The organism is Mycolicibacillus trivialis (assembly GCF_002102395.1).
GTDB lineage: Bacteria > Actinomycetota > Actinomycetes > Mycobacteriales > Mycobacteriaceae > Mycobacterium > Mycobacterium triviale.
Window position 1 is genome coordinate 1 of the sequence record NZ_LQPZ01000013.1, and the last position, 14,504, is coordinate 14,504.

At 66.7% G+C, this 14,504-nt stretch carries 16 protein-coding genes and 1 tRNA gene; 10 read left to right on the forward strand and 7 right to left on the reverse strand.

What is annotated here, in order from left to right:
- A partial coding sequence (locus AWC30_RS17525; RefSeq protein ID WP_133053649.1) for a hypothetical protein occupies nt 1-869 on the reverse strand: 869 nt, incomplete at its 3' end.
- Nucleotides 866-1,426 carry a hypothetical protein gene (locus AWC30_RS17530; protein ID WP_133053650.1) on the reverse strand — a complete coding sequence of 187 codons (561 nt, stop codon included), beginning with the start codon at nt 1,424-1,426 and terminating at the stop codon, nt 866-868. The genes AWC30_RS17525 and AWC30_RS17530, both read right to left, overlap by 4 nt.
- Nucleotides 1,427-1,556: 130 nt before the next feature.
- Here AWC30_RS17530 and AWC30_RS04330 point away from each other — a divergent pair, with 130 nt between their 5' ends.
- From AWC30_RS04330 to AWC30_RS04340, 4 genes are all read left to right on the forward strand, one after another.
- Nucleotides 1,557-2,216, forward strand: a complete 660-nt coding sequence (locus AWC30_RS04330; protein WP_085108983.1) for a L,D-transpeptidase family protein — start codon at nt 1,557-1,559, stop codon at nt 2,214-2,216.
- A 94-nt stretch (nt 2,217-2,310) separates the two neighbouring features.
- Nucleotides 2,311-2,619, forward strand: coding sequence for a hypothetical protein (locus AWC30_RS17535; protein WP_133053651.1), 309 nt, complete (start codon nt 2,311-2,313; stop codon nt 2,617-2,619).
- Nucleotides 2,613-4,247: an alpha/beta hydrolase gene (locus AWC30_RS04335; RefSeq protein WP_085108984.1), complete on the forward strand. Its 1,635-nt coding sequence runs from the start codon at nt 2,613-2,615 to the stop codon at nt 4,245-4,247. The genes AWC30_RS17535 and AWC30_RS04335 overlap by 7 nt, the downstream gene beginning before the upstream one ends.
- Nucleotides 4,248-4,360: 113 nt before the next feature.
- Nucleotides 4,361-4,846 carry a hypothetical protein gene (locus AWC30_RS04340; protein ID WP_085108985.1) on the forward strand — a complete coding sequence of 162 codons (486 nt, stop codon included), beginning with the start codon at nt 4,361-4,363 and terminating at the stop codon, nt 4,844-4,846.
- On the opposite strand, the gene AWC30_RS04345 is transcribed toward AWC30_RS04340, so the two are convergent.
- Entirely contained in the window at nt 4,843-5,310 is a 468-nt protein-coding gene (locus tag AWC30_RS04345; protein ID WP_085108986.1) for a nuclear transport factor 2 family protein, read from the reverse strand. The two genes, AWC30_RS04340 and AWC30_RS04345, sit on opposite strands and share 4 nt — an antisense overlap.
- 20 nt (nt 5,311-5,330) lie before the next feature.
- Nucleotides 5,331-5,954 (reverse strand): TetR/AcrR family transcriptional regulator, encoded by a 624-nt coding sequence (locus tag AWC30_RS04350; protein ID WP_085109158.1) that lies wholly within the window; start codon nt 5,952-5,954, stop codon nt 5,331-5,333.
- A gap of 39 nt (nt 5,955-5,993) precedes the next feature.
- Here AWC30_RS04350 and AWC30_RS04355 point away from each other — a divergent pair, with 39 nt between their 5' ends.
- The 3 genes from AWC30_RS04355 (at nt 5,994) to AWC30_RS04365 (ending at nt 10,128) form a co-directional block, all read left to right on the forward strand.
- Nucleotides 5,994-7,223, forward strand: a complete 1,230-nt coding sequence (locus tag AWC30_RS04355) for a hypothetical protein (protein WP_109561920.1) — start codon at nt 5,994-5,996, stop codon at nt 7,221-7,223.
- A gap of 124 nt (nt 7,224-7,347) precedes the next feature.
- Nucleotides 7,348-9,285: an Hsp70 family protein gene (locus AWC30_RS04360; protein ID WP_085108988.1), complete on the forward strand. Its 1,938-nt coding sequence runs from the start codon at nt 7,348-7,350 to the stop codon at nt 9,283-9,285.
- 150 nt (nt 9,286-9,435) lie between these two features.
- Nucleotides 9,436-10,128, forward strand: a complete 693-nt coding sequence (locus AWC30_RS04365; RefSeq protein ID WP_165756426.1) for a VldE C-terminal domain-containing protein — start codon at nt 9,436-9,438, stop codon at nt 10,126-10,128.
- 3 nt (nt 10,129-10,131) lie between these two features.
- Here the strand turns inward: AWC30_RS04365 and AWC30_RS04370 are convergent, their stop codons facing one another.
- The 3 genes from AWC30_RS04370 to AWC30_RS04380 form a co-directional block, all read right to left on the reverse strand.
- Entirely contained in the window at nt 10,132-10,530 is a 399-nt protein-coding gene (locus AWC30_RS04370; RefSeq protein ID WP_085108990.1) for a DUF2628 domain-containing protein, read from the reverse strand.
- A gap of 31 nt (nt 10,531-10,561) precedes the next feature.
- Nucleotides 10,562-11,038: a DUF3887 domain-containing protein gene (locus tag AWC30_RS04375; RefSeq protein WP_085108991.1), complete on the reverse strand. Its 477-nt coding sequence runs from the start codon at nt 11,036-11,038 to the stop codon at nt 10,562-10,564.
- A gap of 71 nt (nt 11,039-11,109) precedes the next feature.
- Nucleotides 11,110-11,183, reverse strand: a tRNA-Gly gene (locus AWC30_RS04380).
- Between the two features lie 89 nt (nt 11,184-11,272).
- On the opposite strand from AWC30_RS04380, the gene dcd reads away from it, so the two are divergent.
- The 3 genes from dcd (at nt 11,273) to AWC30_RS04395 (ending at nt 14,479) form a co-directional block, all read left to right on the forward strand.
- Nucleotides 11,273-11,869 (forward strand): dCTP deaminase, encoded by a 597-nt coding sequence (gene dcd / locus AWC30_RS04385; protein ID WP_085108992.1) that lies wholly within the window; start codon nt 11,273-11,275, stop codon nt 11,867-11,869.
- A gap of 336 nt (nt 11,870-12,205) precedes the next feature.
- Nucleotides 12,206-13,690 carry a DUF7159 family protein gene (locus AWC30_RS17715; protein ID WP_085108993.1) on the forward strand — a complete coding sequence of 495 codons (1,485 nt, stop codon included), beginning with the start codon at nt 12,206-12,208 and terminating at the stop codon, nt 13,688-13,690.
- 27 nt (nt 13,691-13,717) lie between these two features.
- Nucleotides 13,718-14,479, forward strand: coding sequence for a maleylpyruvate isomerase family mycothiol-dependent enzyme (locus AWC30_RS04395; RefSeq protein WP_085108994.1), 762 nt, complete (start codon nt 13,718-13,720; stop codon nt 14,477-14,479).
- The last annotated feature ends 25 nt before the right edge of the window (nt 14,480-14,504 follow it).

A 14,504-nucleotide genomic window follows, 5' to 3' on the forward strand; every position in this document is an offset into this window, starting at 1 on the left:
GGGCTTGTGGTGGGGGAGGGTGTCGGGGTTGCAAGATTCTGACTCGCACCTTGTAGCGTCGGCAGCGTCGGATCATTAGTGACAAGCGTGATATCAGTTTGTGGTTCAAGAATTTGGCTTGCGCCTTGCAAAGTCCTTGATGGACTGGTTCCTAGAAGTGGTGAACTAACGACGGCAGGGGTATCGATTTGACTTGCTGGTCCGAACCGAGTGTCTGGATCGGTGGGCAGCGGGCTTTCTGGGTGCATCGGGCTCGTCAATTTACTTGTTATACGCTGGCGCACTTCCTCGACGCCAAGGGTATTGAACAACGAACTCGGATCGAAGCCATGTTGTTTGGAAAATTGGCGAGCCGTTAGTTCCATATTTTGCCCAGTAAAAATAGTTTGAATTACATCTAGGATTCCATCTGCGCAACTAGCCGCTTTAACGGCCGCCGCTGCTTGAGAATACATGACCACATCTGAGATTTGTACTACCTTTTCCGGAAATGGCAGTTTTGATGATTGTATTTTATGAATCTGTTCGTTTCCAGACGTTGCGATCGCAGCAAGCTCTTCTTGTAGATTTGATGCTAACGCATGGGCGGAATCGTAACCTGCTCTCTTGGTTCCGTTTGCCTCCGCCGTGTCTCGTGCAGCTTGGATACCTCGCGCGAACTCCATTCTCAAACTGTCGGCCGTAGTCCCTGCCTGATTGGCTAGTGGATCGACCATGATTTGTTGAAGTTGGTCGCTATATCGTGTGAAAAGGGATTCGATATTGGCGCGACTCGCGGATGCTGTCTGCATAGTTGATAGCGCCATATCGCTCGGCCAATGAGCACCGATCAATAACTCGGTGAAATCTCCTTCGGGCAGGTTCGTCATCCGCAGATATCTTCCACTTTTTGGAATGCCAGTTCACCTTCGTCTAGAAGGTGCGCTAAGGTGGGGTTTTCGTCCTTGCCGCCCGCTAGGTAGTTCGCTGCCAAGTCAAGCAGTATTGCCGATAGACTCTCGATATCCTCTGTCAGTTCGGTTGGAGTAGCTGGAGTCAGGCTAAAACGTAAATACCAACCACCTGCGTTTATTGATAGGCGAGCATTAGCTGCCTGTGCTTCGGCCATCGTCGCTTCGGTGCTGATCCCTCCCTGTTCTCCGCCGCCGGTCTGGAGCCTGACTCCGCGCTGAACCAACTCGAACGCTGCACACGCCCGCTCTTTAGCTGCTTCGACCTGCTGTTCGGTGAATACCGGTTCTTGCGCCGGCGGTGGGGGAGCGGGCCGAAACCAGCCGAGGATGCCGACGGCGAGGGCAGCGGTGGCGACCGTGAGTGCGGCACCGCCAAGCCAACTCGGCGACGAGCGTGGAGGATTTGGCGGTGTCGGAGGCCAGAACGGCGCCGCCGGAGTTGGAGGAAGCCCCCGCGGGGGCGTGTCCGCCATTGGTTGATCGTAACGCTGATCGGGCGATCCGGTATTCACTCGAGCGGCGGTTGATCGCAACGGTCGCGTGACCCGATTGTCGCTGAACCTTGACTTGACCCTTAGCTTTCGGGGCGGCGACGATGGCTGTGTGCGCCGACTGTTTGCCTTGCTGTGCGCGGCCGTCTGTGCCGTCGCGGTAACGCTCCTGGTCGCGCCGGGCAGTGCGGCAGTCGTCAACCCGTGGTTCGCCAACTCCGTCGGCAACGCCACCCAGGTGGTCTCGGTGGTAGGGGTAGGCGGCTCGAACGCGAAGATGGATGTCTACCAGCGGGGAAGAACTGGTTGGCAGGCGATCGGCGCGGGGATCCCCACCTTCGTCGGGTCGGCGGGAATGGCGCCGAAAGCCAAGAGCGGCTACCCGGCCACGCCTATGGGCGTCTACACCCTCGACTACGCCTTCGGCACCGCACCCAACCCGGGGACCAACCTGCGCTACGTCCAAGTGGGACCGAACCACTGGTGGAGTGGCGACGACAACAGTCCCTCGACGTTCAACACCATGCAGGTCTGCCAGCAAGCGCAGTGCCCGTTCAACACCTCCGCGAGTGAGAACCTCGATATCCCGCAGTACAAACATGCGGTGGTCATGGGTGTGAACAAGTCGCGCACCCCCGGGGACGGGTCCGCGTTCTTCTTCCACACCACCGACGGAAATCCGACGGAGGGGTGCGTGGCGATCGACGACAACACCCTGGTGAAGATCATCCAATGGCTGCGCCCCGGCGCGGTGATCGCGATCGCCAAGTAGCGCCTGGCGATTCTCCACAACCACCTCCGGGGTGAATGGCTCCCCGGCCACCGCGCTGTTATCCCTGATCCATCGCGGTGGAAGGGGGTCGGCGATGACCGTGGAGATCCGACTGGAAGACGCCATCTGCTCCGCTGACCGTACTCGCGGCCAATGCGACGACCTGGCTTTCGCGCACATGCTGTCCGACAGCAGAATCGAGTCGGCACAGATCCGATGGGTCGATAGTTCGGCAGCGGCGATAGCGGCCAAACTCGATGCGTGGCGCCGCACGACGGACGCCTTGCTGACTCGACTCGCCGACCATGCACAGGGGCTGCACAACATTGCTGACCTGGTCGCGGCGACGGAAGTGGCTCGCGCGCAGGAGTTCGCACGGTGCACAGGTGAACCACGATGCTGACCGTTGCGGACATTCAGCGTTGGGATGCCGACGCGGTGCGCGAGGTGTTTCATGCGGCCACCGCGCGGGCGGACGTGACGCGCACGGTCTCTCGGGAGCTCAGTTCCCTTGAGGTATTCCAAACCTGGGGTGGAGAAGCCGCAGATGCCGCTAGACACGCCAACGCCGTACTACGGCAAGATCTCGACGCCCACGGTGTCGAGGCGGTCACCGTCGCCCGGGCGGCAGCCCGAGCTGCGACCGGGATCGAGGAGATCCAGCGCGAGCTCACCGCGTTGGAAGCGCAAGCGCGGATTCGACGCTTGGCGATCGACCCGTACGCGGACCTGGTGGTCCCGGCAGCCGGCCACGGGATCGCGGTGCCGCTCTCGACCGTCAGGCTGCAACTTCAAGTCCTACTCAACGGGCTCCTCGAACGCGCGAATTCGGTCAACACCGAGTTGGCCGCCGCGATCGACATGGCAGACGGCGACCGGCCGATCGCTCCGGGACCGCATGATCAGCGCCCGGACATCCAGTCGGCGCTGGCGGCGCCCCCGCCTTCCGATCCCCAACAGTTCCACGCGCTGTGGCAAGCGCTGACCGCCGAAGAAAAGGACTGGCTGTACGAGCAGTATCACGACATCGGCAACCACGCCGGAATGGAATTCGTCGACAAGGACCACTACAACCGCCGGCACCTCGACGAGCTGATCGATGCCGCCCGGACCGAACGAGACCGCCTCGGGGCTGAGCATCCGGACTGGGTCGACACGCCACCGCCGCGCCGGCGCGACGGAAGGCTTCCCATGGACTGGCTGCTGTGGAACGCGAAATGGCGCCAAGCGGAGCACGATCTCGCCGGTTACCAGGCGGTGCACGACGGATTGGACAGCGACGGCGGCGTCCCTCACCTTCTGGGATGGATCGATGACCAGGGTCATGCCGCGATGTCCATCGGCGATCCCGATCATGCCAAGCGCAACGCGCTCTTCGTTCCGGGTACCGCGCAAGACCTCAGCCGCTGGCGCTTCAGCGAGGACAAGGCGAAGGCGATGTTCAAGGCGGCACATGACGCGGACCGCCGACTGACCCCGGCCGACGTCGCGGTGACCACCTGGATGGGGTACGACCGCCCGATGAACCTGCTGGAGGCCGCCGTACCCGACCGAGCCCGCTCCGGCGCGGACCCGCTGGGACGTTTCGAAGAAGGGATGCGAGCCTCGCACACCGGCCCACGTGCGGTCGATACCGTCATCGGCCACAGCTACGGTGCGGTCGTACTCGGCGCCTCAGCTGCGGAGGGCCACCATCTTTCCGCAGACCGTGTCGTGGCCGTCGGCGCGCCGGGCATGCTGGTGGACCGAGCTCGCGATCTCGACCTCGATCCGGGCGGCAAGGTGTACGCGATGCGCGCGCAGAACGACATCATCCGCTGGGCAGCCGGCGGGCTCGGGCTGGGGATCTACCCGCCCGACAACCCGGTTTTCGGGGCTACCGTCCTGGCTGCCGACCCGGGACCCACCGTCGCCGGAATCTTCCCCTCCGTTGACGCGCACAGCAGCTACTGGAACCCTGGGAATATCGCGCTGGCCAACCTGGGTGCGGTCATCGCCGGAGTTGAACCGCCACGGATCGAGCACCGATGACCCGCTCACCCGCGCCGAGCACGAGGGGCCGCTCGCTGGTGGCGGTCGCGATCGTCGCAGCGTTGGTCGGCGCCTGCAGCGGTCAGCACTCCGCCGATCAGGGAGGACCACCGATGACCGCCGTTCCGCCGCCACCCGGATGGGAGATCCGGCCGGAGATCCCCGCCAGCCAGCAGCAGGCGCAGGACACCGTGCTGGGGTATCTGAAGAAGACGTTGTGGGAACTGCCGCCGGGCACTGCGTTCGACGGCACGCCGTACCCGGGCTCGAGCAACGTGCCGTGTAGCGATGACACGTTCGACGTACCGGAGAACCAGTTCTACGACATGCGGCAGGTGTTGTTCCCGCCGGATACGGATCTACCGACGATGATGGTGCAGATCGAAGAGATCTGGACGGGATGGGGTTGGCACGTCGTGGAGCGCGGCGAATTCCGCAAACCCAACCGGTTCGGCTACGGGCCGGACGGCTACTCGCTGCAGATCGTCGCCTCCAACCCGCCGGGGTATCCACCGACGATCATCGGAAGCGCACCGTGTTTCCCCGGCGAACTGGCCCGCTGGGACATCCCGGTGCCCCCCGTTTTGACCGTGGATTAATCTGCCAGCGCGGCACCCGGTTTCACCGAAAACCCGATACTGGCCAAGGACATCGTCGCCTCGTAGGTCCGGTCGTATCCGGTTGCGGCGATCCGCCAGCCGGCATCGGTGCGGCGGTAGCGATCACGGTAGAACGCGGCGCCGATGAGCATGAAATCGAAGTCGGCGACGATGACGCGGTCCTGGAGGTACCACACCCCGGTCGCCTCGTCACCGCTCACGGCGATCTCCGGATGATCGACGCGGTGTTCGGTGATGATCGTCGACCCGAGCGTCGAACTCATGTAGCTCACCAAGTCGGAGCGGTTGGTGAAGTGCAGCGACTCACCCTGGGAAGCGCCGTAGTCGGCGATGACGTCGTCGGTCAGGGTCGCGGCGAAGTCGTCCCAGTGCTTGGTGTCCAACGCTCGCAGGTAGCGGTACTTGACTTGCTTGATCGCTGCGATGTCATCGGTCTCGGCCATGGCCCATTGCAACACACCGGTCAGCGCTGAAGATAGTGCGTCACCATGTCGATCAATGTCCGGCGCTCCCGCTCCCAGTCCACCGGTGTGCCGATCAGCATCTGCGCGAAGATCACACCCCGTAACGCCGCCCAGACCACCTCGGCCACACCGGCGTTGGCCGGTCCGTCGGAGATGAGTCGGCCGAGTTGGCCGATCGCGGAGTTCATTTCCAACAGATGTCGACGCGACTTGTCGCCGAGACTGCCGCGAGTGGCGCGCAGAATCTCGAAGGCGGCCAACGAGGTCGGACTGCTGTAGCAGTGCCACGCCGTGTCGACGACGACCTCGATGCGCTCTCGCGGTGGAAGCGCCCCTACTTCGATCGCGTTCAAGCTATCCAGGAGTTTGGCCACCCCGTCGTCGACAACGGCCATCAACAACCCGTTGCGGTCGCCGAAGTGGTATTGGATGACCCCCCAGGTCACGCCGGCACGTTCGGCGACGTGCTTGGCGGTGGCCGCGGCGAAACCCTCCTCGACCACGCAGCGCACGGTCTCGTCGATGATGCGCGCCCGCGTCTCGTCCCCGCGCCTGCGTGGCGCGCTGGTCCGGCGGGTGGGGGCACCCCTGCGGTTGGCCTTCGGGCCAGCGGTCATCGACATCATTGACTTTATAACATAGAGGCAACTATGTTTTCTGATGTGACGAAATCTCGCTATGCCTCGCTCACCCGCGACGAACTGACCACACTGCTGCCGGAACTGCTGCTGATCGGCCACATGATCGACCGCTCCGGGATGGCTTGGTGCATCCAGGCGTTCGGCCGCGAACAGATGGAACAGATCGCCATCGAGGAATGGGCCGGCGCGAGCCCGATCTACACCAAACGGATGCAGCGGGCCCTGAACTTCGAGGGCAACGACGTCCCGACGATCTTCAAGGGACTGCAATTCGACATCGGTTCGCCACCGCAGTTCATGGATTTCCGGTTCATCATCCACAACCGCTGGGACGGCGAGTTCTACCTCAACAGCTGCGGCGCCCTGCTCGACGTCGAACCGCTCGGCGAGGACTTCGTCCACGGCATGTGCCACACGATCGAGGACCCGACCTTCGACGCGACCGCCGTCGCCACCAACCCGAAGGCGCAGATGCGGCCGATCCACCGGCCGCCGCGCCAACCCGCCGACGAATACCCGCACTGCGCCTGGACGGTCAAGATTGACGAGTCCTACCCTGAGGCGCAAGGGATTCCGGCGTTGGAAATCGTCGGCCGGTCCCGCGCCGCCAACTGGGAACTGCCCCGTATCGACCCCGACGACGAGGGTTTGGCCGAATACACCGGGCCACTGCTCTCCGACGTCGACTTCGGTGTCTTCTCGCACTCGGCTCTGGTGCGCCTCGCCGACGAGGTCTGCCTGCAGATGCACCTGCTGTATCTGTCTTTCGCGATCGCGGTGCGAGCCCGCGCCGAGCATGACGATGACCTTGCCGTCTCGGTGGGCACCCGCCAACTCATCGGGCTGGCGGGCCTGGGCGCCGGACGATTGCACCGCGCGTTGGACCTGCCGGGCGGGGTCGAAGGCGCCCTCCGGTTGTTCGAACTGCACCCACTGTTCAACCCGGCCGGGTACGTCGAGGCGGAATTCGCCGACGGACGTATCCACCTCCGCCCGTCGCCGGCCCACGAGGACGGCGCCTGGGTCGCGCTGTGTCACCCCGGGTCGGTGCAACCGCTCCAAGCCATCGCCACGGCGGTCGACCCCCATCTGCGCGTCGAGGTCACCGGCACCGACACCGACTGGACCGCCGAACTGGTGCACACCGAGGAGCCGATCGCCGAGCTGCCGGAGGTCTCGGTGGCGAAGGTCAGCGGCGGTGCGACCTTCCAGTTCCGCCCCCGGCGGTCCTTGCCGTTGACGGTGGCGTGAATTTCGTTGGGTAACCGGTCGATAACCGGACGGTCCCATTCGATAACGACGAACGGCTGACGACACCTACAGCCGTTATCGTGGGTGGCTGCCCACCCGAACGTCGATGCAAGGTGTGCGATTGATGAACGACCCACTCGGGTTATCGGTCGGGACGACCAATCTGGTGGCGGCGCGCGTCGGCTACCCGCCGGTCACGCGCCGCACCGTCGTGCATCTCCATCCGCAACAGCCGGCACAGATCGGCGACCTGCCACCGGGCGCGGACCCGGGAACGGCGGTGACCGGTTTCGTCGACCGAATCGGCGACCCGACGCCGCTGGCCGGCACCTCCCATACTCCAGATCAGCTGTTGGTGGAAGCGATCGGAGCGATGATCGCCGCGTTGGGGTTGCCACCCCACGCCGCCGCGCTGACGATTGCGATCCCCGCCTACTGGGGGGCAGGGCAGGCCCGCACTCTGCGCGATGCATTGCTGGCCGGGCCGCTGGCCGGAGCGGCACCCGCCCTGGTGTCGGACGCCTCGGCAGCACTCGCCGCGCTCAACACCGATCCGGGGCTGCCGCCGGCCGGTGTGGTGGCCCTGTGCGACTTCGGCGGTGGCGGCACCACCTTCTCGTTGGCCGATGCCGGCGCCGGCCTCGAACTCCTCGACCACCCGGTGCGCTACCCACAGTTCTCGGGTGACCGGGTCGATGAAGTGCTGCTCGAACACGTCCTGGAGCGTGTCGGGCAGGCCGACGACCGCAATCCGGCCGGGACCACCGCCGTCGCGTCCTTGTCGCGGCTGCGCGACGAGTGCCGGCGGGCCAAGGAGTCGCTTTCGGAGTTGGCGGCCACCGAGTTGACGGTCGCTCTGCCCACCGAGCAGGCGCACCTCACGCTCACCCGCGCGGAGTTGGAGAACCTGATCGCCGAACCGCTGTCCGATGCACTGGACGCCTTCAAAGGTGTGCTGCAACGCAACCGGGTCGGCGGCCGGAATCTGCGGGCGATCGCGATCGTCGGCGGTGGCGCTGCCATCCCGTTGATCGCCCGTCGGATCTCTGAGTGGCTGCAGGTGCCGGTGATCCGCACTTCGCAACCCGGAATCAACGCGGCTGTGGGCGCCACCCTGCTGGCCGCGCAATCCGGCGAGAGCCCGGCCACCGACACCGCGATGGCACCCGGTGTCGCTCCACCGACTGCAGCGGGGCCGCTCATCGAGGCCGCCGGTACCGAGACGGCCATGGCGTCCGCCCCCGACGGCGCCACCGCCGGTATGCCGCCTGCGCCCTTCGGTCACGACGGTTCCGAACCGTCGCAAGCGTTGGCGTGGTCGAAAGCGGATGAATCCGACGAACCGGTGCCGTTCAGCGGTGCGGTGCCCGACGACGGCTACGCCGACTACGCCGCCGACTCCGTCGATCCGGCGCCGCGCAGGTACGACTACGCCGACGACGAGTTCGACGGCCCGGGGCGACGCTGGTTCCAGATGCCCGCCCTGCTGCTCGGCCTGGGCACCCTGGTCGCGGTGATCGCGATCGGTGGGGTGGCCTACACACTCACCAACGCCACGCAGCATCACGACGAACCAGCGCCGCCGCCCAGTGCGACGGTGCCTCCGCCGCCGAGCAACGTCTTGCCCAAGCCGCCCGAGGAGCCCGCTCCGCCGCCGCCTCCGCCGCCCCCTCCGCAGGAACCGGCGCCGCCGCCCCCGGCGCCGGTCGCGCCGCCACCTCAAACGACGCAGGCCCCGCCGCCCACCACCGAAGAACCCACCACCACGCCGCCGACCACCACGACCACCACCACGACACCGCCACCGACTACGACGACCACCACCACGACACCGCCGCCGACCACGACGACCAGCCGCCCGCCGACCACCACCTCGCAAGCCCCGACGACCACTCCGATGACCACCGAGTGGCTGACCGTGCCGTTCGTGCCGGTGCCGATCCCGGTCCAGGTGCCTGAGGGTCAGGCGTCCCAGCCGGGCGCACCGAAGAACCCGTTCCTCAATCCGGGCAACCCCGGCAACCCCGGCTACCCGGCGAATCCGGGCTACCCGGGCTTCTAGGAGAACCGCACTGACCTGAGGAAATACCCCGCACTGTCGTGCGTGCCGCCTATACCCGGTCGGCTTCGCTGTGGGCGACGCGACGGGCCGGTCTCACCGAGTTGGTTATGAAATTGTGATTATTTGCCGGAAAGCTCGTATGGTGTGCCTGTGGTCGAGCGCAGCTTAGCCAGCAAGCGACGAAAGCGGACTGCGGCCGTGGCTACAGCCATGGCCGCGTCGGTGGTGTCCTTTGCCGCCGCCGGCAGTGGGTGCCCGCACGCCGCGCAAACAGCCGACGCGCGCGCCGCCGACCAACCCGCGGAAGCACCTGTCGACCCGGACTGCTGCCTGCAGGTGGTGACGCCGAAGCCGTCGACGTTCGCGGCGGCGTTCGTCGGCCACGCGGACACCTCGGTCGCGCTTCCGGAGGCGATGCCCGCCTCGCGTTGGCGAGTGGTGCGCGCCGAGGACATTCCGCAGGCCCTACCCGCCGGGATCGCGCCCGAGCACGGCTTGCAGGTCAAGACGATCCTGGTCGCACGGAACATCAGCGTCGTATTCCCGGAGATCCACGAGATCGGCGGGGTGCGCGCCGATGCCCTGCGCTGGCATCCCGACGGGCTGGCCCTCGACGTGATGATCCCCAACCCGGGCAGTGCGGAAGGCATCGCGTTGGGCAACCAGGTCGCGGCGTACGCGCTGCAGAACGCCGAGCGGTTCGGCCTTCAGGACGTCATCTGGCGAGGCGTCTACTACACGCCCGGCGGCGCGCAGTCGGGTGGCTATGGCCACTTCGACCACGTGCACATCACCACGACCGGGGGCGGCTACCCGACCGGTGGCGAGGTTTACTTCCGCTGATCCCTAACGCTGCTTGCCGGTTCCCTCGAACGGATTCCACGAGGTGCTGGCCTTGGTGACGTGCAGGTAATAGGCGTAGTTCGCGGTGATCATCGCGGCCAACGCGAACGCGGTGCCGATGCCGGTGTTCAGCCCGTCGGAGAGCTCCACCTGCGACAGCGCGAGGCTGACCACGGCGGCCGCGAGCAACAGCGACAGACCCTTGCGCCACATGCCCTTGACGAAGAAGTAGATCGGGCCGAACAGGAACGCCAGGATGTTGGCGCTGATGCGCAACCGCCCGCCGAACGACAGTTCCTTGTAGGCAGCGCGTGCCTCGGGGGTTGAGGCCTGGTGGCCGTAGCGGTCGAAGAACTCGAACCGTGAGCGCCATGCTTCGGGGACGTCATAACCGGGGTTCACGCGGGGAACGATAGCGGTTCGCCGTAGCTCGTCAGGGCACCGGCACCCCGGCGGCCAGGAAGTACAGCCCGGCGACGGTCCCGTTGTCGCGGAAGGTCACCCGGAACTGGCCGGGTGCCTCGGCCATGCTCAACGGGATGTTGACGACGGTGAGCTCCCCGCGCGGCACGGTCTCCGGTCCGCCGTGGGATTCATAGGCGCCGAGTTGCTGCTGATAGCTCGTCCACGCCGAGGAGAGGTCCGCCGGCGAGAGTTTCTCCTTCATGTCGTCGTCGAACCGTGCGGTGGCGGTGTCGAACTCCTGGTTGACGATGTTCTCCAGGATCTCGGTGGCGAGTTGGTCGTCGCGGTGCTGCGCGCTCGCGCTGGTGTCGGTCGGCGTCGTGGTCACACTCGTCGGTGGGTCCGGCTTCTCCCGCGGTTCGGGCGGGCTGCACGCCGCGAGCGTCGCCGCGGCCACCGCGACGGCGGTGAGCGCCGCCGCGCGACGAGCCATGGTGCCGGTCATGGATTTCACTGTACGGCCGGATGGGGGCTCGGCCCCGCGGAAACACGGGCCGCGGCGGAGCAGAATCGCTGTGGAGCCGATGACGGGAATCGAACCCGCGTATTCAGCTTGGGAAGCTGATGTTCTACCATTGAACTACATCGGCGCTGGTCACTGGGAAGGCTAGCATCACCCGCAACGGCGCAGCACACGACGCCCCCGGCCTCGACATTCCGCTGCCGCTACGCTCATCACGTGCTGCTCTCCGATCGCGATCTGCGCGCCGAAATCGCCGCCGGACGCCTGGGCATCGACCCGCTCGACGACACCCTGGTGCAGCCGTCCAGTATCGACGTCCGGCTCGACAGTCTGTTCCGGGTGTTCAACAACACCCGCTACACCCACATCGACCCCGCCCGCCAGCAGGATGACCTGACCAGCCTGGTCGAAACCGTCGACGGCGAACCGTTCGTCTTGCACCCCGGCGAATTCGTCCTGGGCTCGACCTTGGAGTTGGTGAGCCTTCCCGACGACCTCGCCGGCCGCCTGGAGGGCAAATCCTCACTCGGCCGGCTCGGCCTGCTGACGCACTCCACCGCGGGGTTCATCGACCCGGGCTTCAGTGGGCACATCACCCTGGAACTCTCCAACGTGGCCAACTTGCCGATCACGCTCTGGCCGGGCATGAAGATCGGCCAACTCTGCCTGCTGCGCCTCACCAGCCCCGCCGAGCACCCGTACGGCAGCGCACGGGTCGGCTCGAAATACCAAGGTCAGCGCGGCCCGACCCCGTCACGCTCCTACCAGAACTTCGTCAGCGCGCAGCCGCGGCAGGACGCGCCGCGCGAGTGACGTGATCCTGGCGACCAAAGGATCCTCGAGTGAAGCCTGACGGTGGCGAAACGGCGAAATTCCCGCCCTGGAGCTTCACTCGCGACGGCCGAGGCCACGCGCGCCCCGTGCGTCACGGCGGTCATGGGATTGTGAGCGATTTCACGACCCGCTGACCTGCCGGGTGAGCGATTCCGAAAGCTTCTGACCTGCATCGAGGCGGGATGACGGGTTCCGTCGATGTGGCCGCGCGGCGTAGTCTCGGGAGAGGCCCTGGTGTAGCTGCGACGGCAAACGGCTACCCATCGCAGTGGCCACAAATCGAAAGAACCAGTCAGCGACGGAATTGGAGTGGGCGTGGACATCGCATTAGGCGTGTCGACCGCATCGCCCACGGTGCGCATGGTCCTGACCGAGGGTGAGAACGCCGCCGGCCCGATCATCGAGCAGGAGATCTTCGACGTCCCCAGCGGTGAAGTGGTTTCGGATCACGTGGTCACCGCGATCCGGCAGGCGCGGCACGGAGCCGCGGCAGCCGGCCATCGGCTCTCGTCGGTCGGCGTGGCATTCAGCGATGCGATCGAAGGCGACCTGCTGCGCGACGCACTCACCCGCCACCGGGTCGACGACGTCATGGTCGTCTCGGCCTTCCTCGCCGCGGTGGCCCTGGCACAGTCGGCGGGCAGCGCCGCCGGCGACACCCACACCGCGCTGCTGTACGTGACACCCACGACGGCGACGGTGGCCACGGTCAGCGCGACCGACGGTGCGATCGCCGACGTGCACCGGCACCGCCTGGGTGAGGACGACCTCGGCGACGAACTCGCCGAGTTGGTCGCGTGTGTTGACGACGTCCCGGCACCTCCGACCGGAGTCCTCGTCGTGGGATCGGGGGTGTCGCTCGCCGACGTCGCCGAGCACCTGACAGCGGCGACCTCGTTGCGGGTCGACTTCCCCGACCAACCGGAGTTGGCGCTGGCGCGGGGTGCCGCTCTGGCCAGCGCGCACGCTCCGTTGTTCGCCTCGTCGACCCAGGCGATGGCGTGGGCGCAGGACTTCGGCACCGGGTCGGTGGACCTGGAGGCGCTGCGAGCGGCCGCGGTGGCGAGCCCGATGGTCGGGGCCGACTACGGCGCAACCAGCGACAACGCCGGGTTGGCCTACAGCGCGCTGCCGGACAGCGACTACCCCGAAACGCCTGTTCCCGATGGCGCGGCCGAGCGACTCGACTCGGCTCAACTGGATTTCCACTCCGAGGTTCAGGAGTCGCGCAACCCGATCGTCCTGGCGGTCAGTGGCGCGGCGGCCGTGGCGATGATCGCGATCGCGGCACTGGTCGTCTCGGTGGTGGCCGGGGACGGATCGTCGAAGACACCGCCGCCGCGCACCGGCGCCCACGCGGTGCCCAGCCAGGAGGCGGCACCCCCGAAACCGGAGGCGCCGCCGTCGCCGAAACCCGAGGCGCCCCCGCAAGCCCCCGAAGCGCCCGCGCCGGAAGCTCCCGCACCCCAGGCTCCCGCACCGGCGCCGCAGGCCCCGGCCCCGGCCCCGCAGGCTCCCGCGGTGCAGGCGCCGCCACCGGCGCCAGCCGCTCCGCCGGCACCGCCCCCGCCGCCGCAGCTGCCGGTGTTCGTCCCGATTCCGATTCCCGGCGCGCCCGATATCGGTGGGCCCGGAGGCCCCAAGGGCCGCGACAAGAACCCGTGGTCACCGCCGCGCGGTTCCGACCGCGGACACGGTCATGACGACGATGACCACGACTGGAGTCCCAAGTTGCCGTTCGTCGGTGGGGACGACCACGGTCACGGAAAGCTGAAGATCCCGGGCATTCCCGGGTTCTGACCCGCCGGTGAACGTAGCCTGGCGGACGTGGACTTCTCCAGCGTTCTCCTGCAACACAACCGGGCTTTCGGCGAACTGATCCGCAACGCCGACCCCGACACCCCGGTGCCGACCTGCCCGGAGTGGAACCTCACCCAGCTGTTCCGTCATGTCGGCCGGGGCAACCTGTGGTCGGCGCAGATCGTCGCCGACCGGGCTGACCAACCGGTGGATCCCCGATCGGTGCCCGGCGGCAAGCCGCCCGCCGACCCGGACGGCGCCATCACGTGGCTGCACGACGGGGCACAGCTACTTCTCGACGCCGTCGACGCCACCGGAGCCGACACCCCGGTCTGGACGTTCCTCGGTCCGCGGCCGGCGGACTGGTGGATCCGCCGTCGCGCCCACGAAGTGATCGTGCACCGCGCCGACGCCGCATTGGCGGTCAACGGTGCACCCGGGCTCGATGACCTGCCGCCGCTGCTGGCGGCCGACGCCGTGACCGAGTGGCTGGAGTTGGCCGTTCCGATGTCCGGTCGCGCCGAGACGCCGCCGCTGCCGGAGGGGCAGAGTATCCATCTGCACGCCACCGACGGTGACCTGGGACCGGCGGGGGAGTGGACACTGCGGACCGGGCCGGACGGCCTGACCTGGTCGCACGAGCATGGCAAAGGCAGCGTCGCACTGCGCGGGCGAGCCGTCGACCTGTTGCTGGCGATCCTGCGCCGCGTCCAGGTCGAGGACACTGAGATCGCCGTGTTCGGCGACGCCGACGTCTGGCGCTACTGGCTGGACCACACACCGTTCTGAGCGGGTCACAAGGTAGTTTGCAGGA

Bases quoted from the DNA above. Each gene is read 5' to 3' on its own strand.
- AWC30_RS17530 (WP_133053650.1), bottom strand. From the start codon at position 1,426: ATGGCGGACACGCCCCCGCGGGGGCTTCCTCCAACTCCGGCGGCGCCG.
- AWC30_RS17535 (WP_133053651.1), top strand. From the start codon at position 2,311: ATGACCGTGGAGATCCGACTGGAAGACGCCATCTGCTCCGCTGACCGT.
- AWC30_RS04335 (WP_085108984.1), top strand. From the start codon at position 2,613: ATGCTGACCGTTGCGGACATTCAGCGTTGGGATGCCGACGCGGTGCGC.
- AWC30_RS04340 (WP_085108985.1), top strand. From the start codon at position 4,361: ATGACCGCCGTTCCGCCGCCACCCGGATGGGAGATCCGGCCGGAGATC.
- AWC30_RS04345 (WP_085108986.1), bottom strand. From the start codon at position 5,310: ATGGCCGAGACCGATGACATCGCAGCGATCAAGCAAGTCAAGTACCGC.
- AWC30_RS04350 (WP_085109158.1), bottom strand. From the start codon at position 5,954: ATGTCGATGACCGCTGGCCCGAAGGCCAACCGCAGGGGTGCCCCCACC.
- AWC30_RS04360 (WP_085108988.1), top strand. From the start codon at position 7,348: ATGAACGACCCACTCGGGTTATCGGTCGGGACGACCAATCTGGTGGCG.
- AWC30_RS04375 (WP_085108991.1), bottom strand. From the start codon at position 11,038: ATGACCGGCACCATGGCTCGTCGCGCGGCGGCGCTCACCGCCGTCGCG.